Here is a 19,433-nt window from a genome sequence, read left to right on the forward strand (position 1 = left end):
GCCGTCCCGCCCGCCGCTGGAGCCTGCTTCCGTCCACGGTGGCGCAATCGCCTGCCTTCACCACGAACAAACTCCATTTCTCTCAGCGCAGCGCACTGATGCGAAACCATGGCTGGCCCAGGCGATTCAGGAAACCGCCGCCCTGAGGCTGTCCAACATAGGAAAAACATACCCGACAGGCACCCGATCGTTTTGGGGACGGCGTCAACCGCAGCCAGTTCTTAGTTCGATCAACCTCTCGATCAAGCTTGGCGAGTGCGTCGCCCTGGTGGGCGAGAGCGGCGCCGGCAAGTCTACCCTCCTGAGGATAGCTGCTGGTCTCGTGGCACCCGAGAGTGGCACTGTTGCACGCTTCGACAAGCTTCCTCCGCAAGTTGTGTTTCAAGACCCCGTAGCGGCGCTGACGCCGTGGCTCACGATCGGCGAGCAGATCGGCGAGCGCCTGCGGGCCATTTCGCCGGACAGTGACTACGGCCGCCGTCGCGTCGGAGAGGCCATGAAGCTGGTCGGCCTCGATCCGATCCTGATGGACGCGCTGCCGGCGGAGATATCGGTCGGGCAGTGCCAGCGCGCCGTTTTGGCTCGCGCGGTAATCGTCCCCCCAAGGCTTCTGCTCTGCGATGAGCCGATCAGCGCCATGGACGTGTCGCTGGCGGCCACAACCTTGAACCTTCTTGGCGACCTTCGGCGGCGGCTCGACATGGCGATGCTGTTCGTGACCCACGATCTGGCGGCCGCCAGAATCATCGCCGACCGTATCGCCGTGCTGAAGGACGGCCAACTGGTTGAGATTGCGGATCCCGATGCCATAGTTGCCGCACCACAGTCTCCCTACACGCGGTCTCTCGTCACGGCAATGCCGAGTCTGCAGGCGGGAGGCGGACGGTGAACGGCAGGCCAAGCTCGGACACGCTGCCTGCGCGGCCTCGGTTCAACTGGCGCGATTTCTTCCGTCGTGCCGGCTGGCTTGAAAGCGTCGGCATTATCGGCGTGCCCGTCGTCACCGTTGTGGCCCTGCTGGCGCCATGGATCACGCCGTTCGATCCACAACTGCGCGTCGCCGCCGCCTACCTGCCGCCTTCGGCCGCCCATTGGTTCGGCACCGACGAGATCGGCCGCGACCTGTTCTCGCGCGTCATCCTCGGCATTCAATATACGTGGCTGCCAGCGCTTGCCGTTATCGGCTTCAGTGTCGCCGTGGGCTCCCTGGTCGGACTGATTTCGGGGCTGATTGGCGGCAAGGTCGATCTGGTCATCCAGCGGATCATCGACCTGTTCTTTGTCGTTCCGGGAACGCTCGTCGCGCTTGCCGTTGTGGCTTCGCTTGGCCCGGGGCTCGTCAACACGATGATCGCGGTTGCCATTTTCTGGTGGCCTTGGTACGCACGCATATCACGTGATGAAATCCGCCGCCTGAAGGCACGTCCTCATGTCGAGGCGGCGCTGATTGCCGGGGTCCGCGGTCGGCGCCTGCTGTCGCGTTACTTGTTGCCGGGAGTGGTCCCGGCCTTGCTTATCGGGGCGTCACTGGATGTGGCCAGCATCATCATGACGCTGTCGCTGATGTCTTTCCTCGGCCTTGGACTGCCTGCACCGGCGCCTGAACTCGGAGCGATGACGGCGCGCAGCCTCGACAGTCTTACTGTCCATTGGTGGCTGCCGATCTTGCCGGCTGCGGTCATCTTTCTCCTCTGCCTCCTCGCCAACCTTGCGGGCGACGGCGTTCGCGCCGCGCTGAGGGGGGCGTAGTGCTGGCATATCTCGCCAAAAGCATCGTCGGCGCCGTCGTCGTTCTCCTGGTGATGAGCTTTATCTTTTTCAGTCTCCAAAGCATTATCCCTGCCGATCCAGCGCGAGCCATTGCCGGGCCGAACGCTCCGTTGGAATCGGTCGAAGCGATGCGGGAGCAGCTCGGACTGGACGACCCGGCTGTCGTTCAGTACGGACGCTTTCTGTTCCGCCTCGCGCATGCGGATCTGGGGACGTCGGTCAGGACCCGGCAGCCTGTATCTGACGACATACGGGAATTTCTTCCCGCTACGCTCGAACTCGGACTTGTGTCGATCGCCTTGGGAATGGTGCTCGCCGGCGCAATGGCGGCGCTTCAGTTCCTGATTCCGGGATCAGCCGGCATAAGGCTCGCCATGGTGGGGGTGGGCTCCACGCCGATTTTTCTGTCGGCCTTGCTTCTTGCCTACTTTTTCTGGTTCCAACTCGATTGGCTTCCTGGAGCGGGTCGGCTTACCTACCGCGACTTCGCAGGCCCTACCGGACTTAACGTCATCGACGGAATACTGGTCGGCCGGCCCGAAGTCAGCATCGACGCGCTGCTGCACATGATCTTGCCGGCGCTTGCACTGGCGTTGCCTATTGGCATCGCGGTCGGCCGAAGCCTGAACGGTGCGCTTCACGAAGTGATGAGGCAGACATACATCCGGACTGCGCGTGGCAAGGGCCTCGGGGAGACGAAAGTGCTGTTGCGCCACGGTTTGCGCAATGCTGCCACGGCCCCTCTGTCCATGCTCAGCCTGCAGGTCCGTCTTCTCTTCGGCAATTTGCTTGTTGTCGAGCGCGTTTTTGGGTGGCCTGGTCTGGGCCTTTACGCGGTCCAGGCTTTTGCCAGCGCCGATCTCCCGGCAGTGCTGGGCGTCGCCATCGTTTTCGGAATCTTGTACATCCTGGTCAACACGCTCATTGAGATCGTGCAGTCGATGGCCGATTCTCGGATCAATCTCTGAAAGCCCTCACTCAGGGGCTCACTGTCGCGCCGGTTGGTGTCTTGGTCGAGCCGCCAGCGAGGATGGGAAAGCTGAAAGTTATGGATGCCCCCCCTGTTTCGACATTTTCCGCCCAAAGCCGTCCGCGGTGCGCCTCGACAATCGAATGGCAGATTGCCAGGCCCATCCCCATTCCATCCGGCTTGGTTGTGTAGAACGCTTCGAAAATCCGTTCCGGATCGCTAAGTCCGCGGCCGCTATCTCGCACTTCGACCTCAACTGTTCCGTCGTTCTGAGACCGCGAAACGATTCGCAGGCTTCGCATATTGCTGTCGACTTCCTGCATCGCTTCAATGCCGTTGCGGACGATGTTGAGGACGACTTGCTCCATCTGGACATGATCGGCAACCGTCGCGGGAAGGCGGGGATCGAGGTGAAGGTCCAGCTTGATGCTGCTCGATGCGAGCCTGTCGGCCAGGAGATCACACACGTCGTGGATCACCGCGTTCAGATCGATCGCTTGCGGTTCGCCTTCCGTCTTGTTGAACAGCGCCCGGATGCGGGTGATCACCTGTGCCGCCGCGTCGGCGTTTCTGATGATTTTTTGGGCGACACGGCTGGCGTGATTGAAATTTGGCGGATCAGCGTTCAGCCATCTCTGGAAGGCGCCGGTGTTGGCCACGACCGCCTGGAGCGGCTGGTTGAGTTCGTGCGCAATGGACACAGATAGTTCGGACAGGCTGGCGGTGCGCAAGGCGCGCGCGAGCCGTTCGTCCGCCAGACGCAGGGATTCTTGGGCGCGAACCTCATCATCGATGTCGAAGTTGACGCCGTACCAGCGAAGGATGGTGCCGTCTTCGTCGCGTAGCGGTTCGAACCGCGAATCAATCCAGCGATATTCGCCATCTTTCCGGCACAGCCGACCTTTGTGCTGGAGTGGCTCTCCACGGGCAAAGCACTTCTCGAACACAGCCTTGACCGCCGCCCGATCATCGGGATGGAACAACTCTACATGCGGGGCGAATTGCCGCGTGCCTCGCGGTTCCTCCTTAGTCGCGTTGATACCCGCCCAATCAACGAACCGTCTGTTGAAATAGTACGGTACTCCTGCAGGCGTCATCAGCCAGATCATGGTGGGAACTGTATCGACCAGCAGGCGCAGTTCGCGCTCACGCTCACGCAACGCAGCTTCAGCCTTCTTCTGATCGTCGATATCCGTCTTGTAGCCATACCAGCCGGTTATCGTTCCGTGCTCATCACGCGAAGCAATCCCGGTGTCGCGAAACCATCGATACGTCCCATCGAACCGACGCACACGATGCTCGTCGGTCACAGGCTCGCCCGTCTGCAAGCTGTGACGCCATCGCGCCATGCTCGCCTCGACATCGTCCGGATGGATAAACTGTGTCCAATGATAATCATCGCCATCCATGATCCGGCGCATCTCATCGGCTGTCACACCAACATACTCGAGCGCCGCAGGATTGACCACGCGAAGGCGGCCATCCGGAGAGGCCGACCATCCGAGGCTCGGAATTTCGGCGATGCTCGGTCCAGTGTCATGGTAGACCCGGTCATAGAAGCTTATGGTCCTGAAAATCGTGATCACGAACCATAGGGCTGACGCCGCGACGACAAATACCGTCAACCGGACCGCGCCGCTTGTGGCCCCCGATTCCAGCGAAAACAGGATCACGGGTGAAAGCAGACCGGCCGCGGCAACGGCCACCAAGCCGGCCTCCCAGCCGAGGCAGATACATATGACCGCCACCGCGACCAGTAGACCGGACGGCTCATTGACGAATAGTGCCAGCAAGACGCTCGAAGCGCCGACCGCCAATGCCACGGCGCGGCGTTGTTTCGTCGACACCAGATTCATTTGAGACCTCTCGAGACGGCCTCTACGTCCCACTCCCTGTCGCGGCCGTTACCCACGTCAGCTACGAAGCCCTGCGTCTGATTGTCCACCTGTCCTCTCCCGCAACCGAACGCGCTCAGCGGATATCGGCTGGAAGCGACTGCCAAATATTGAAGAGATGGGAGATAGACCTTGCGTTCATCTTCTTCGTCATGTTGCTCCGATGGAGCTTCACGGTGATCTCACTGATGCCGAGATCGGATGCGATCTGCTTGTTCATCGCACCTGAGACCACAAGCCTCAGCACTTCCCGCTCGCGGGGCGTAAGGGTTTCATAAAGGGTCGCGTTCTTGCGCGATACGGTCGATGCTGCTCTTCGCGCGACGTCGTTGGCGATAGCGGTGGACACTGCGTCAAGGAACGTCTGGTCGCGCACCGGCTTGGTCAGAAAATCCACTGCCCCCGCCTTCATCGCCTGGACACTCATGGCGATGTCGCCATGACCCGTCAAGAACACGATAGGCGTCAGTATGCCTTTGGTTGCAAGGAGATTCTGAAGATCGAGGCCGCTCAGACCCGGCATTCGCACATCGAGAACAAGGCAGCCCGGGCGGTCCGGCAGTTTTGCATCCAGCAGTTCCTGGCCCGAAGAAAACGACATCGTGTCGATGCCGACCGAATTCAGCAACTCCTCCAACGCGTCGCGGACCGTTGCGTCATCATCGACCAGAATTGTTACGGGACTGTCTGCGATTCCTGAAATTGCCGCGCCCATGACTCTCGCCTCGGGGAGATATGCTGAACACGAATTGGCCGCGTACACGCAGTCAGTATCAGCCGCGCTTCTGTCACACGTCAACCAGGACCTGCGCCTCACGCGAGGCCGCCGGAACTCGTCGATAGTCAGCTAGCCCGCCAATTCGTAGTCTCTACGTCAAGTCTTGCGTACCTGTATGGCGGCGGGCAACGCAACACTACCAAGGGTGATCGGACCTAGCGATTTGAATGGCTGACCTAGACCTCGGTATAGCTGTGTGGACCGTCGGTTCCGGCCCCTATGCATTCACTTCGAAGCCGGACATTTCCATTGCCGTGATCGGCTGCTGCTGCGCCAGAAGCCGCTGTACAGTGACTATCCGTCTCACGCGCACGGAGGCATCGTTACAGCGGATAGAACTGCGATCTCCCGACGTCACTGCAACAGACGACCTATACCGCGGTATTGCCCGCCATCATCCTTGAATCAATCGACTACAACCGCGCTTTCCACATATCCTGCTCCATGCGGCTCATTACCGACGTCGTCTCGCCGAGCGATGAGCACGCCATGCGCTACGTTGGGCATGTCGCACTGCCAGCGTCATGGCCTGCCTGATGACGATCGAGTCTCATCACCGGAAGCCACGCGTTCGACCGAGACTTCAGAGATCCGAGGCATCAGGCGAAGCGAACTTGCTCCGGCGTTCACGAAGCCAAGCACGTTGGAGATTCAGTTTGCGCCCTTTGAAATTATCGGTGCTCGTTGGGCTGGCAGCACTGGTCGCGACATTCGTATGGTTCTGGGGTTGCGACACTCGGATCGCCGCCACGGACATACCCCTTGACGCAGCGGAAGCAGAGAAGGCTTCGATCGCCGGCTATGGCGAGATCAGGATATATCGGGACGCTCGGATCGCCGCAGGAGATTTGCGCGACTGGACGCCGGCAACCGACCCGGATGGCCTCGATGTCCTCATGATCTCCGGCGGCGGTGCTGGAGGCGCCTTCGGCGTCGGCGTGCTTTCGGCGTGGAGCGAGACCGGGACCCGCCCGCAATTTGATGTAGTCACCGGCGTAAGCACTGGCGCCCTGATCGCGCCATTCGCGTTCCTCGGATCGGCTCATGACGGCACGCTGGTGCATCTCTTTACAAGCGGCGTCGCCGACGATCTTGTCGCAACCAAATTTCCCGTGGGCTTGATCGGATCGAGCTTACTGAGATCCACGCCAATGAGGCGGATGGTCGAGGAGTTCATCACACAAGCGGTCCTGCACCAGGTTGCAGCCGAGCATCGCAAAGGCCGCCGCCTCCTGGTCCTCACGACGAATCTCGACACCCAGCGGGCCGTCGTGTGGAACATGGGCGCCATCGCCAACAGCGGCCGATTGGACGCGCTGAAGCTGTTTCAGGACGTTATGGCCGCTTCGGCGAGCATTCCGGGCGTTTATCCGGCGGTCATGATCGAAGCCGAGTCAGGAGGGCGTCGCTTCCAGGAAATGCATTCCGATGGAGGGTCGACGTCGCAAGTCCTGATACTTCCGCAGGCAATTCTGGCAAGCACGAACCCTCTCGTGCCGGCGAAACGTCAGAGTGTCGATTTCCATGTGATCGTAAACAACGCGCTCATACCTGAATTCGCCACCACGCGGAATAGAACGTTGTCCGTGATCGCAAGAGCGTATTCCATCCTCCTCAAGTCACAGACACAGAGCGAACTGGCTATCCTCTACAACTATGCCAAACTGACCGGGGCACGTTTCCACCTTGCGACCATTGACGCTCAAGTTCCCTATTCGATGCTTGATCCTTACAACGCCAGCTATATGCAAGCTGTCTATGACCTCGGATACGCCGGGTTGGCGGCTGGCACCCTTTGGAAAGACAGCCCTGAATTCGCCGACAGGCGCCTGTGATCGGCATCCTCAACGTCAGGCTCTTCTCCGGCAGGAGCATGTCCGACAGTAAGAAGGCGGATTTCCTACGCCCAGGAACGCTGTGACCCCAAGCGCTTCGATATTCTCCGCCAGCACCGCGCTCAGCTGCACTAGACCTTAGCATCGCCCGACAGATGCCTGCGTAGAATAGGCTGCTGCGCGGGACCGCGTCATTCTCCTCGCATTGGCCGCCCCCGACATCGATGGCGTGGTGCGGAGCCGGACTGGAGAAGGAGACGAAGATGACAAATGAAGTACCGAGCAAGGGGTTGGAGTGGACCAACCTCGTTCTGGGCGCAGGTCTGGCCTGCGCTGCCTTAGCATTCACCGAGATGCCCGCCGCGGCTTGGAACGCGGGGATCGTCGGCGCGCTGATTGCCTGCTGCTCCGCCGTGGCGCTCTACCGCTACGGAGCATGGGCGGAGTGGTCCAATCTCGGCTTGGGGTGCTGGGGCGTAGCCGCTCCGTTCCTGCTCGGCTTCGGATCGGCGCAGGCGGCGACGTGGACCCACGTCTTGGTTGGGCTTTGCGTCGCGACGATCGCCATCATCCAGCTTTCGAACGGCCGCAAGGCGCAGATGCTTTCCAGGTCCGACGTCAGATAATTTCATGGAAGGCCAGGCACCAGGGGACGGGCGCGCGCCGAACTGTTTCCGCGACCGTCCCCTGGGATGCTTCGGCGAGTTGCGCGTGAAAACCCGCGCCGCAAGCCCGAACCGGCAAGAGAACAGATCATGGGCCCCGTGAATTCCGAACCAACACTCGAAGAGATGCTTGACGATCCTATCGTCCAGCATCTGATGCGGCGCGACAACGTCTGCGCCGACGATGTGAGGCGGATCCTTCATGAGGCCCGTGAGGCATTTCGGCGTCGAGGCCTGCTCGAACGGGGCACGCCGCTCGACTTTTCGCCAAACGGCCCGATGCTGACGGCAACGATTGCCCTTCTACTTCCGGCTGCATCGAACGCCGTTCAGGAAGATTTCCACAGCACAAGCAACCGCCTCCCGTGCTTCTTCGTCCGACGGCGGGGGCCGGAGCCCGAGAACGACCTGCAGATGCAGGTTGTCGCGGGTCATGCCGACAAAGTGCCCGGCCAGACGCGAGCAATCGTCCGCCTGGATTTCCCCCCGTTCCCTGGCGGCTTCGAGGACCTCGGCGAGCCGGACCGCGGTCCGTCCTGGCCCTTGTTCGTAGAACGACTTCACGAGATCGGGGAAGCGGTTGGCCTCGGTAACGGCAATTCGGTAGATTCCGATCAAGGTGGGAGACATGTAGGCGTCCATGGAATGCCGGCCGAACGCCGTCAGTGTCGCCCGCAGATCGTGGCCTTCTATTTCCTCGATCACCAAGGGCGACAGCAGATTGTCTGCGCTTTCTTTGACGATAGCCGAGAACAGGCCCTCCTTGTTGCCGAACTCATTGTAGATGTTGCGTTTCGATCCGCCGGCGCGTTCGATGATCGCGTCGATGCTCGTCGCGGCGTAGCCTTGTTCGAAAAAGATCTCGGCAGCCGCTTGAAGAAGAGCCTCCCGGCGGCCGTTGCGCCGTATGGTCCTTGCAGCAGCCATTCATCCACTCCAGTCCATCCCTTGACTGGTAACAACCATTACCATTGACGTCAATGGTAACGCTTATTACCGGAGGCCGTCATGCCGCAACATAGCAGGAAAAAGACGATCGGCCTGCTGCTGTGCCTCGCAGCCGTAGTCGTCCTTGGCGCAGGATGGGCTTGGGCCCGTTCGGATGACAGGTCGACCGACAACGCGTACGTCCGGGGGGATGTGACCGGGCTTGCGCCGAAGATCGCGGGCTACGTCACCGCGGTAGAGGTTCGGGACAACCAGGCCGTCCGGGCGGGTGACGTCCTGTTCCGCATCGACGACCGCGACTACCGCGCGCGGCTCGCGCAGGCTGTGGCCAATGTCGAAGCCGCTCAGGCGCGCCTTGGCAACGTCAACGCGGAAGTCCAGCTTCAGCATGCCCTCATCAGGCAGGCCGAGGCCCAGACGCGTTCGGCCGAGGCCGAGCTGAACCTCGCGACCAAGGCGTCCGGCCGCCGCCGCGAGCTTATTCGTACCAACGCCGTTAGCCAGGCCGAGGTCGACGAAAGCGATGCCGCGCGGTCGAGGGCCGAAGCGGCCGTGGCGGCGGCATCGGCAGCACTGGAGGCACAGCGGCAACGCATCGCCGTGCTCGACGCGCAGCGCGAAGCCGCGGTGGCCGCGGTAGCGCAGGCACGGGCCGCGGAGGAACTCGCTCAAATCGACCTCGACAACGCCGTGGTTCGCGCGCCGCTAGACGGCGTCGTCGGCAACCGCCAGGTTCGCATCGGCCGGCTTGTGGCGCCGGGTGCCTCTCTGCTCGATATTGTTCCTGTCAATGATCTGTGGGTCGTGGCGAACTTCAAGGAAACCCAGATCGCACATATCCAGTCCGGTCAACACGTCCGCATCACCATCGATGGCTACCCAAACGAGACGATTGAAGGGATGGTGGACAGCTTTGCGCCCGGCAGTGGGTCTGCCTTCAGTTTGCTCCCCGCAGACAATGCGACAGGAAACTTCGTTCGCGTCGTTCAGCGCGTTCCGATTAAGATCCGATTTATCGGCAATCCGCTGCCCGGTCGGCTCGTGCCCGGCCTGTCCGCGCGTGTCGAGATTGATCGCGGTAGAGACTCATGACCGCAGTGGTCATCGCCAACCCGGACCGCAACCGACCAGCAACAGGAGCCCTTCTCGTCGCGGGCATAATACTCGCCACTCTGACAGAGGCGAGCGCCAGCACGGTCCTGTCGCTCGGGCGCGGCGACATCATCGGCGATACCTATGCAACACCCGATGAGTTCGCCTGGCTGGATATCGGATATACCGCTCCGAAGCTGATCGGGTTCATGGCCGCGGCCTGGCTGATGAACCGTATGAACCCACGCAGCCTGATCGTCGGCTCGGCCCTGGTCATGGGCACGGCCTGCGCCATTGCCGCCATCACGGCTCGATTGGACCTGCTCGTCCTGCTCCGCGTGATGCAAGGCTTCTCCGGAGGCATCCTGCTCGTCGCGGGGCAGGCGATCATTTTTCTTGCCTATCGGCGACGCCACCAACCGATTCTCCAGGCCCTGTTCGCAATCGGTTCGGTCGTTGCCCCCGCGACGATCGCCCCTGCCCTTCAGGGCTGGTTGCTCGACAGCCAGTCATGGCTGTGGATCTTCTTCAGTGTCGTTCCAGTGTCGCTGGCGGCGGCCGGTTTCCTGCTGCTCGCGGACTGCCCAGCGCCCGTCAAAGTCGCACGCCAACCGTTCGACTGGATCGGCTTCTCGCTCGTCTTCACCACACTCTTCTGCTTCACCTATGTGTTTAGCCAGGGCAGCCGATGGGACTGGTTCGAGGAACCCCGCATCCGGTGGCTGACAGTGATCGGCACGGCCGCGCTGCTGGCGTTTATCGGCCAACAGGCGATGGCCAAAGGCCAGGGCCTGCTGGATTTCACCTTGTTCCAGTCGGAGGATTTCTCCTTCGCGTTCATCGTCAGTTTCGTCGCCGGCGCCGCCTTGTTCGGGAGCGCTTTCCTGATCCCGTCGTTCGCCGTATCCGTCCTTGCATTCACCCCAACCGACGCCGGCCTGCTCCTGTTGCCGAGCGGCGTGCTTTTCATCGGCGCGCTTCTCACCGCTGCTTTCCTCATGCAGATCCGGCGCATTCCTCCGATCGCGACGGTGCCCTTGGGAATCCTGATGATCATGGTCGCGATGTGGATGCTGTCCGGTTCGACCATTGAGAGCGGCGCGGATGACATGATGCCGGCCATCCTGTTGCGTGGCCTCGGCCTCGGCTTCCTGTTCCTGTCGATCACCCTCATCGCCTTCACCAAGCTCAACGACCAGAACCTCGCATCCGGCATAGGCCTCTTCAACACGGGTCGCCAGCTTGGCGGCCTCGTAGGTGTCGCCTGGCTGCAGACGTTGATCGAGAATAACGTCGCCGCGAATGTCTCGGTGCTTGGCGCCAACGTCACGGCTGGCATTCCCGCGGTCAGCGAGCGTCTGGCGACGACGACAACCATGCTCGCGGCAAAAGGAACGGATCCCGTGGCAGCTGGCCTGGCAGCGACGAGCCTGCTGGGCAGAGCGGTCGCCGGTCAGTCCACAGTGATCGCCTTCGACACCGCATTCAACGCAGTCGCGCTGCTGTTTGTAATCGCCGCGCCGGTGCTGGTCGCGATCAGGATCAGCCTCTCTCGATACATGAGAAAGCGCCAGTCGTCCCTGGAGCTGACCGCGGTCCCGATGCCGATCGCGCCGACACCCGATATGACCCCGAGCTGGCCGTCTCCAAACTTGGCCTCGAGCGTCCCCGTCGACGGGAATCCGAGGCAAGTGGAAGAGGCGCGGTTGCCAGCCTGACAAACGTCGTGGAGAGATTGTCCACCGGTGCTTCGCCGTGGCTGCCACGATCATGGATGCCCGGCCCGTCGCGCGGTGTCGCTGGATTGGCAGTCTGGGCAGGGCCCGAGCGCGACGAGCCGGCGTCGGAACTCGAAACCTGAAGGGCGGGATGGAACAGAGCTGCGACTACCGAGCAGGCAGGGCGAAGTGTCCGGCTAGGCCTGGGTGAGTTCTCGGATTGCTGTGAGATGGAACCAGCAGCAAAGGCGGCGGGAGCCGACCGCCGCGATTCACCGATACGCATTTGCTTCTCGAAAGGCGCTCTCCCTGGTGGGTCATTGGCCACCGCCAAGGATCAGCGGCGACACGGCGAGAGCCGCGCCGCCGGTCGGTAATCGGTTAATTGAGCCCCGCCCTGTCCAGGCCATACATTGCATCGGCGGAACCCGGCACGGTCTTGAAGCCGACGTTGAGGCGGTTCCACGAGTTGATTACCATGACAGCGAAGCTGAGGTCGGAAATCTCCTTCTCCGACAGCTGCGTGCGGACGCGGTCATAGATCTCGTCCGGAACGCCCTGGTCCGGCAGCTTGGTCAGGACTTCCGTCCATGCGAGTGCGGCGCGCTCGCGCGGGGTGAACAGGGTCGAATCCCTCCACGCCGCCAAGTGGTAGAGGCGCAGTTCGCGCTCGCCGTGCATCTTGGCCTGCTTGACGTGCATGTCGAGGCAGAAGGAGCAGCCGTTGAGCTGCGAAGCACGAATATCGACAAGATTGAGGATGGACTCCTCGATCGAGCTTGCACGGAGAGCCATGACAACCTCGGTGAACTTCTTCACGAGTTCGGGAGATTGCTTGGCCCAGTTGATGCGAGGTCCATTCTGGGTTCCGGCCTGCGCTTGCGGCTTGGTGGCGACGTTCATGAGTGTCTCCTTGAAGCTGGTTTATCGCCCGCAAATCATGTCGGGATGAACCCAACCGAGCCATCATGCGAGAGGGCATGTCTCCGCTCGACTGGTCTAGGCGGCATCATCCGGAAGACTAGGAACGGCTGGGCTCATGGATTTCCATGAGGTGCAGCCAGGGAATGGCGGGAATAGAGTGGGCCATGAGTTCGCCAGCCCACCTATCGCGGAGACGTGCTACACCCATCGCCGACAATCCCCAGCCCTTCTTTGCCCGGCAGGAGAAGCCGATGATGTCCGTCTGGTCGCAGCGCCCCCAATTCCTGCACCTGGGGCTTTTTTTCGCGGCATATGTACTAGGCTGCGGGTTCGCCCAGGCGCTCGCAATCGTCCCCGGAATAACCGTTTCCATTTGGCCTCCGGGCGGCGTTTTCATCGCGACGCTCATTCTCACCTCTCGTTACAGCTGGCCGTGGTGGATATTGGCGGGCTGCCTGGCGGAGATGGTCGCGCAGCTCGTGTGGTTCCACAGTCCGCTGCCTGCTGGCTTCCTGATCTATGTCGGCAACGCCCTTGGCGCGACTGTCGGCGCAACGCTGGTGAACCGGACATGCGGGCGCCCGGTCCGGCTGGAAGCCTTGCAGGAAGTTCTCGCATTCGTCGTTCTGGGCGCAGGAGTTGCACCCCTGGTAAGCGCGACGGTCGGAAGCGCGACGCTTGCGTGGTTTGGCATAGAATCGCAAACTTTCACGGCGGTATGGCCGCTGTTTTGGATTGGCGACGCCACCGGAATCCTGCTCGTAGCGCCACCGGCGCTGGTCGTGATCCAGTATTGGCGCAGCAAGACCCAACTCCCTCCCGCACAGCGGGTGGAAGCCGGCGTCCTGGGTCTGATCTTCCTGGGAGTTGCCGCGTTTTCCTTGAGCGACGTCTACCTGCCCACCCCCTACATCATCATGCCGCCCCTTCTCTGGGCCGCGGCGCGCTTCGAGTTCAGAGGCGCCGCCGTCGCCTTGACGCTCCTCGCCCTGATCACGATGGCGCTCACGATATCCGGCGACAGCCAGTTTGTCGGCGCTCCCGAGTTCCAGAGACAAAGGCAGGTCATGCTGCAGCTTTTCCTGGCAATCTCGGCATTTTCGGCGCTCATCGTGGCGGCCATATCTCGGCAACGTCAGCTGGCGCTGGTCACCTCGCGCGACCGGGAGCGGGAGCTTTCGCAGCTTGTCGATATGGTTCCAAGCCACGTCTGGCGTCTCGCGCCCGACGGCGAGCCGATTTTCTTCAACAAGCGCATGGTCGAGTTTCTCGGCCTGGACGTGGCGGATTTGGACAAACCGGGCATGAGCCGGCTGGGGGCGGTCATAGAAACCGTCCACCCGGACGACGCGGTAGCGTTCGGGGACACGCTCCGCCAGTGCCTCACCACCGGCGAGGTCTTTGCGATGCGGTATCGCTTGCGTCGTCTCGACGGGACCTACTGCTGGATGTCGAGCCGCGCCGAGCCATTGCGGGATCAGGACGGGCGTATCGCCCAGTGGTACGGCCTCTGTCACGATATAGACGATCAGATGCATGCCGAAGAAGCGCTGCGACGGAGCGAGCAGCAACTCCGGCAGATGATCGATGCCTTGCCGATCCGCGCCTTCAGCACGACCCCCACCGGCGGGCCGGTCCGCTTCAACAAGCGCTACGAGGACTATCTCCGCACGGTGATTCCGGACCTCGATGCTCTCGAAGAGCCACGCATCGCGAGATTGGTGCAGGACCTACTTCATCCCGACGATGCTCCCGAGGTGCAGCGCCGGGTACGGAAATGTTTCGAAACCGGCGACACGTTCGTGATGCGGTATCGTCGGCGCGAGGCGGACGGAGCATATCACTGGGCGGAGGGCCGAATGGAGCCTCTGCGCGATCAGGACGGAGCGATTGTGCAATGGTACGGAATTAATCTCGACATCGATGATGAGATGCGCGCGCTGGCGGCGTTGCGCGAGCGGGAGCGGGAGCTTGCGCTACTTGTCGATGTAGTTCCGGTCGCGATCTCACGTCTAGCGCCCGACGGCGAGCCGACCTTCTTCAACAAGCGCCTGATCGATTTTCTCGGTCTCGACGTACCGGATACGGAAAAGCCGGGCATGAGCCGGCTGGCGGCCGCCATAGCGGCCGTCATCCATCCCGATGAAGCAGTCAAATTTGGGGAAAGACTCAACCACTCCTTCGTCACTGGCGAGCTCTTCTCCTCAAGGTATCGCCTGCGCCGTGCGGACGGCGTGTATCGATGGATGGAAGGCCGCGCGGAGCCGCTGCGGGACCAAAGTGGAGCGATTGTGCAATGGTACGCCGTCGCTCTCGACGTCGACGATGAGATGCGCGCGCAGGAAGCCTTGCGCGACCGGGAGCGCGAACTCTCGCATCTTGTGAACATGGTTCCTGCCCATATCAGACGTCTGACGCCGAAAGGCGAGCCGACCTTCTTCAACAAGCGCTTGCTCGACTTCTTCGGCTTGAACGACCTGGCGCAACTGGACAAGCCGGACATGAGCCGACTGGCGGCAACCATACAGACTCTAATCCATCCCGAAGATGCAGCCCGCCTGCTGGAGACGGCCCGCCACTCCTTCGCCACCGGCGAGCCCTACTCCATGAAATATCGTATGCGTCATGCGGATGGCGCGTATCGCTGGATGGACGTCCGCGGGGAACCGGTGCGGGACCAAAGCGGAGCGATCATGCAATGGTATGCCATTTCCATCGACATCGATGGAGAGGTTCGGGCGCAGGAAGAGCTCCGTCTGGCGCAGGAAAGGCTTGCGCGTACGAGCCAGGCAGCCGGCCTTGCCGAGCTCTCGGCATCCATCGCGCATGAGGTGAACCAACCACTTTCCGCGATCGTGGCCAACTCCAGTGCATGCCACCGTTGGCTTTCGGCCGAACCCCCAAATCTCGAGCGCGCGAAGATCACAGCCGAGCGCATCATCCGGGACGCCAACTCGGCAGCGGAGGTCGTCAGCCGGATCCGCGCATTGTTCAGGCAATCCGTGGAGCCGAGGAATCGCACGACGCTCGGTAGCATCATAGCCGAGGCGCTCAATCTCATGGCCGAGGAGGCGGCGCGGCGGCGTGTCCGCATGGATGTCGATGTCGAAAGCGGCCTGCCGCTTGTCGCGCTGGATCGCGTACACATACAACAGGTTCTGGTGAACCTCATTCGCAACGGCATGGATGCGATGGACTCCATTGCAGATGACCGGGTTCTTGGGGTGAGGGCCCGCGGGATGGGCGATGTGGTCCAAACGGAAATCAGCGATCGCGGCGCGGGGGTCGCGTTTCCCGACAAGATATTCGAGCCGTTCATCACGACGAAAGCGAACGGCATGGGCATGGGGCTCGCGATCTGCCGTTCGATCGTCGAGGCTCACGGCGGGCGGTTGTGGGTGGAGACGAACAAGCCGCAAGGAGCGACGTTCATCTTCACACTACCCGTCGAAGCGAAAGCAGCGGCATGACCACGTATGACCATATCGTCTTCATCGTCGACGACGACGCGCGCATCCGGGAGGCGCTGAGCGAACTGTTGGATTCGCACGGCATCCGCGCCGCTGCTTTCGGATCGGCAGGCGAATACATCGGTGCGGATAAACCGGACGTCCCGGCATGCCTCATCCTCGACGTCGAGCTGCCTGACATTAACGGCCTCGATCTGCAGAGGCAGATCGGGAAAGGAGATCATCCGCCGATCGTTTTCATAACAGGGCACGGCGACATCCCGTCCTCCGTCCGGGCGATCAAGCATGGCGCCGTGGATTTTCTCACCAAGCCTTTCAGCGATGCGGATCTCATGGCTGCAATCGAGGCGGCGATCGCCGAGGATCGGGAAAGGAGGTCCGCGCGGGCTGAACTGGGTGTTCTAAAGCGACGTTATCGTGAGCTGACGCCACGCGAACGCCAGGTGCTGCCGCTTGTCGTGAGCGGTCTGCTCAATAAGCAGGCGGCCGCCGAGCTGGGGATCAGCGAAGTCACGCTGGAAATCCATAGAAGGAACGTGATGCAGAAAATGGCGGCGGCGTCGCTCGCCGATCTCGTGCGGATCGCGGAGCGATTGGAGATACCGATCACCCACTCGCGCCGAGCGGGAGTGAACCGGGCATGACCAAGGGAAGACCTGTCGTGGCGGTTGTCGATGACGATCCAAGGCTACTCGAGTCGCTGGAGGATCTGCTGGAGTCTGCCGGCTATGCGGCCCGCAGCTTCTCGTCAGCGCCGGCGTTGCTCATCAGCGGGCTGTCCGGCCTTGACGTGCTCATCACTGACATCGGGATGCCGGGCATGGACGGCTTCGAACTTCGCGGCCTGGTGGAGAAGGAGCGTCCGGAACTGCCGGTGTTCCTGATCACCGGCCGCCACGAGATCGCCGACCAGGACCGGGCACAAGGCGTCAGCGGTTGCTTCCGCAAGCCCTTCGATGCGCAGGTCCTGCTGGGAGCTATCGGCGATGCTTTACGGAAATCGAAAAATGGAGGTGAGCATGAGAGTTGAGCAGCCGCACTTACGGAGATCGGCGCCGTCGTCATCGCAGCGGAGGAGCGACGCCGAGCAGCCACTCGTAATCATTGTGGATGACGATGGGTCTGTTCAGGAGGCGCTGTCCGAATTGATACTCTCCGCCGGCTTCCAGCCTGTCTGCTTCAGCTCCACACGCGAATTGCTCGATGCCGACGTACTGGACAGACCCGGTTGCCTAATCCTCGATGTCCGCATGCCGGGAGCGAGCGGCCTCGACCTGCAGCGTCATCTGTCTCAAACGGGCAATCCCAAGCCGGTCATCTTCCTGACCGGGCATGGCGACATTCCGATGACCGTCCAGGCGATGAAGGCCGGGGCTGTGGATTTTCTCACCAAGCCGGTGCGAGACCAAACGCTGCTTGACGCTGTTATTGCGGGCATTGCGATGGATGCCGCGCGGCGGGCGGAAGCTGCGGTCGTCAAGCGCAATGTCGAACGCTTTGAGACGCTAACGCCACGCGAGCGGGAGGTTCTTTGTCAGGTTGCGCGGGGACGCCTCAACAAGCAGATCGCCTTCGATCTCGGCATCAGTGAGGTGACGGTGAAACTGCACCGCGGCAACGTCATGCGCAAGATGGAGGCTGCTTCCATCGGCGAACTGATCCGGGCATGGGAGACGCTGCCCGCGGCGATGCGTGACTTCGGCGCGAACTAGACTCGGCGGAAGCCGATGTCTCGTTCCGCTGGGATCGCCAAGCGCACGGGCCATTCATCGATGGCAGCTTTCAGGAGCGTCCTACAGTCTCGCCACCAGACGGCAAGTTTCGCAACTGCCGACTGGCCTCGCTTCGTGTCGATACTTGCCGGGTTCCCGCGTCTTGGTCCTGCACCAGTTTGCGGATGAGATCGCCAGCGGAAGCGCCATGGAGGCTTGGACATTCAAGGCTCGGGATACAGTCTGAGGACGTCAAGAATGCCGATGTATCGTTGATATTCGTCGTCGAAGGACGGCAACGCTGTCCTGGACACGTTCCGATGGATTTGCATGACGTCGACGGTGGGAGGGGGTGCCGTTGTGGAAGGGGGTGCCGCCAATGTTATCCGCGGGATGATGGACGGGACCGTGAAGATCAGGCCGGCTCCGATTCCCAAGGGTATCGAGATCAGGGTGGGTCTATTCCTCATTCGTACTCTCCGCGTTTTGGCTTCGTGGCTCGAGTCTGGATGCCGAGATCTATTTGCCAGGTGCGGAAATTTTACTTATAAAACTCGTTGATTTCGATAGTTTATAAATATATACCGACTAATACTAAAGATTGTATTGGCGCGGTAAGTATCAGACAGATTTTGCCAAAGCATTGGAATTTGCATCAGGTATAGTCGGCGCTGCCGGCGTGGACTCGCCGTAGCCACCTGACCTTCGGAGGGCAGGCCATCAATTGGGGCCCAGGCCCTCCGTCGACGGCGATCACCTGGTCGCCCAACGCGATTCCGGATCGGCGAGATGAACGATCCACCTGGCCATGTCGTGGGGAATGCCGCGCCGTTTGAGCGGGAGGCCCCTGATGTTAGGGTGCTAGGCGCCGTCCAGAATTGTCGGGCGGCGCCCGGTGACGAGAACCTTCGCACCTTGCACGGCGAAACCTAGCGCCGCGGCGCGGCCGCCGGGCCTGGAAAGCGAAAGCGCGGCCGCTTGCACCGTCGCATTGACGTCGATCACGGCGAGGCGCGGCGATGTGAAGGCATGCAGTTTGTCGATGAGCATTGCCGCCGTCCTTGGTTGCATGCCGTGCCGCCGAGCTCGTCAATGCTTCGGGCGGCGGTTTTCCCGTTCAGCAGGACGATGAAATCCCGATCTTACTCTTCGAAGGGCAGCACGAGCTCCGTGTCGCCGGTGTCGACGACGAACACGGCCAGCAGCCGGGCGGGTTCGGTCGCACTGGCGTTGGCGCTGACGGCATGACGGTCACCGGGAAACTCCGACCAGCTTTCGCCGGCGCGATAGGTGACTTCAGGTCCATCATTCACCTTGCTCTTGATCGCGCCTTCGAGAACCGTGGCGTAGATGAAGGCAGATTTGGGATGGAGGTGCGCGGGCGAGTTGCCGCCTGGCTCATATTCGACGAGCACACCTCTCATGCTCTTGCCGGGCACGTTCGGAAGCGGATGATCATAAACGAGCTTCACGTTCTTGAAAGCGCTAGCCGTATTGTCGGCCAGCGCGGCGGTGGCGATGAACGCGGCGATAGCAGCGGTGCTGTAGAGTATGGTCCTGATCATTTGTCTGGCTCCTGGTGCGGTTGAGATCGGGGGGGATCGCCGGCCGGAGGGGAGGACGGCCGGCGATCGGGCTCTCGCCTGAGGGCACGGC

Annotated in this window: 17 protein-coding genes; 11 read left to right on the top strand and 6 right to left on the bottom strand. The window is 61.6% G+C overall.

The features are described from left to right. Positions 1 to 229: 229 nt before the first annotated feature. From EOA85_RS02735 to EOA85_RS02745, 3 genes are read left to right on the top strand one after another with little or no spacing between them, the layout of a single operon-like run. Positions 230 to 889 (top strand): ATP-binding cassette domain-containing protein, encoded by a 660-nt coding sequence (locus tag EOA85_RS02735; RefSeq protein WP_281033695.1) that lies wholly within the window; start codon positions 230 to 232, stop codon positions 887 to 889. Beyond that, a complete protein-coding gene (locus tag EOA85_RS02740) occupies positions 886 to 1,749 on the top strand; it encodes an ABC transporter permease (protein WP_127208271.1) in 864 nt (287 codons plus the stop codon). The genes EOA85_RS02735 and EOA85_RS02740 overlap by 4 nt, the downstream gene beginning before the upstream one ends. Continuing rightward, positions 1,749 to 2,738: an ABC transporter permease gene (locus EOA85_RS02745; protein ID WP_127208290.1), complete on the top strand. Its 990-nt coding sequence runs from the start codon at positions 1,749 to 1,751 to the stop codon at positions 2,736 to 2,738. The genes EOA85_RS02740 and EOA85_RS02745 overlap by 1 nt, the downstream gene beginning before the upstream one ends. A gap of 10 nt (positions 2,739 to 2,748) precedes the next feature. Here the strand turns inward: EOA85_RS02745 and EOA85_RS02750 are convergent, their stop codons facing one another. After that, positions 2,749 to 4,596: a PAS domain-containing protein gene (locus EOA85_RS02750; RefSeq protein WP_127208272.1), complete on the bottom strand. Its 1,848-nt coding sequence runs from the start codon at positions 4,594 to 4,596 to the stop codon at positions 2,749 to 2,751. Positions 4,597 to 4,711: 115 nt separating this feature from the next. Then, positions 4,712 to 5,350, bottom strand: coding sequence for a response regulator transcription factor (locus EOA85_RS02755; RefSeq protein WP_127208273.1), 639 nt, complete (start codon positions 5,348 to 5,350; stop codon positions 4,712 to 4,714). A gap of 803 nt (positions 5,351 to 6,153) precedes the next feature. Between EOA85_RS02755 and EOA85_RS02760 the strand changes: the two genes are divergently transcribed. Further along, positions 6,154 to 7,248: a patatin-like phospholipase family protein gene (locus tag EOA85_RS02760; protein WP_245485583.1), complete on the top strand. Its 1,095-nt coding sequence runs from the start codon at positions 6,154 to 6,156 to the stop codon at positions 7,246 to 7,248. A gap of 263 nt (positions 7,249 to 7,511) precedes the next feature. Further along, complete coding sequence (locus tag EOA85_RS02765) at positions 7,512 to 7,874, top strand: SPW repeat protein (RefSeq protein WP_127208275.1); 363 nt, start codon at positions 7,512 to 7,514, stop codon at positions 7,872 to 7,874. Positions 7,875 to 8,216: 342 nt separating this feature from the next. On the opposite strand, the gene EOA85_RS02770 is transcribed toward EOA85_RS02765, so the two are convergent. Then, complete coding sequence (locus EOA85_RS02770; protein ID WP_127208276.1) at positions 8,217 to 8,840, bottom strand: TetR/AcrR family transcriptional regulator; 624 nt, start codon at positions 8,838 to 8,840, stop codon at positions 8,217 to 8,219. A gap of 81 nt (positions 8,841 to 8,921) precedes the next feature. On the opposite strand from EOA85_RS02770, the gene EOA85_RS02775 reads away from it, so the two are divergent. Together EOA85_RS02775 and EOA85_RS02780 are read left to right on the top strand one after the other, a co-directional pair. Next, positions 8,922 to 9,953, top strand: a complete 1,032-nt coding sequence (locus EOA85_RS02775; RefSeq protein WP_127208277.1) for an HlyD family secretion protein — start codon at positions 8,922 to 8,924, stop codon at positions 9,951 to 9,953. Next, positions 9,950 to 11,671: an MFS transporter gene (locus EOA85_RS02780; protein ID WP_127208278.1), complete on the top strand. Its 1,722-nt coding sequence runs from the start codon at positions 9,950 to 9,952 to the stop codon at positions 11,669 to 11,671. The genes EOA85_RS02775 and EOA85_RS02780 overlap by 4 nt, the downstream gene beginning before the upstream one ends. 381 nt (positions 11,672 to 12,052) lie before the next feature. Here the strand turns inward: EOA85_RS02780 and EOA85_RS02785 are convergent, their stop codons facing one another. Next, complete coding sequence (locus tag EOA85_RS02785) at positions 12,053 to 12,574, bottom strand: carboxymuconolactone decarboxylase family protein (RefSeq protein WP_127208279.1); 522 nt, start codon at positions 12,572 to 12,574, stop codon at positions 12,053 to 12,055. A 272-nt stretch (positions 12,575 to 12,846) separates the two neighbouring features. Here EOA85_RS02785 and EOA85_RS02790 point away from each other — a divergent pair, with 272 nt between their 5' ends. Genes EOA85_RS02790 through EOA85_RS02805 form a run of 4 tightly spaced genes read left to right on the top strand, consistent with a single transcriptional unit; the run spans position 12,847 to position 17,777 of the window. Continuing rightward, positions 12,847 to 16,065, top strand: a complete 3,219-nt coding sequence (locus EOA85_RS02790; RefSeq protein WP_127208280.1) for an MASE1 domain-containing protein — start codon at positions 12,847 to 12,849, stop codon at positions 16,063 to 16,065. Then, complete coding sequence (locus EOA85_RS02795; RefSeq protein WP_127208291.1) at positions 16,062 to 16,709, top strand: response regulator; 648 nt, start codon at positions 16,062 to 16,064, stop codon at positions 16,707 to 16,709. The genes EOA85_RS02790 and EOA85_RS02795 overlap by 4 nt, the downstream gene beginning before the upstream one ends. Beyond that, a complete protein-coding gene (locus EOA85_RS02800; protein WP_127208281.1) occupies positions 16,706 to 17,095 on the top strand; it encodes a response regulator in 390 nt (129 codons plus the stop codon). The genes EOA85_RS02795 and EOA85_RS02800 overlap by 4 nt, the downstream gene beginning before the upstream one ends. Continuing rightward, positions 17,085 to 17,777, top strand: coding sequence for a response regulator transcription factor (locus EOA85_RS02805; RefSeq protein ID WP_127208282.1), 693 nt, complete (start codon positions 17,085 to 17,087; stop codon positions 17,775 to 17,777). Before EOA85_RS02800 ends, EOA85_RS02805 begins: the two co-directional genes overlap by 11 nt. An 861-nt stretch (positions 17,778 to 18,638) precedes the next feature. Here EOA85_RS02805 and EOA85_RS38575 read toward each other — a convergent pair. Then, positions 18,639 to 18,827: a hypothetical protein gene (locus EOA85_RS38575; RefSeq protein ID WP_245485579.1), complete on the bottom strand. Its 189-nt coding sequence runs from the start codon at positions 18,825 to 18,827 to the stop codon at positions 18,639 to 18,641. A gap of 92 nt (positions 18,828 to 18,919) precedes the next feature. Further along, entirely contained in the window at positions 18,920 to 19,342 is a 423-nt protein-coding gene (locus EOA85_RS02815) for a cupin domain-containing protein (RefSeq protein WP_127208283.1), read from the bottom strand. Positions 19,343 to 19,433 lie beyond the last annotated feature (91 nt).

Source organism: Mesorhizobium sp. M5C.F.Ca.IN.020.29.1.1 (assembly GCF_003997375.1).
In the GTDB taxonomy this organism is placed as follows: Bacteria; Pseudomonadota; Alphaproteobacteria; order Rhizobiales; family Rhizobiaceae; genus Mesorhizobium; species Mesorhizobium wenxiniae.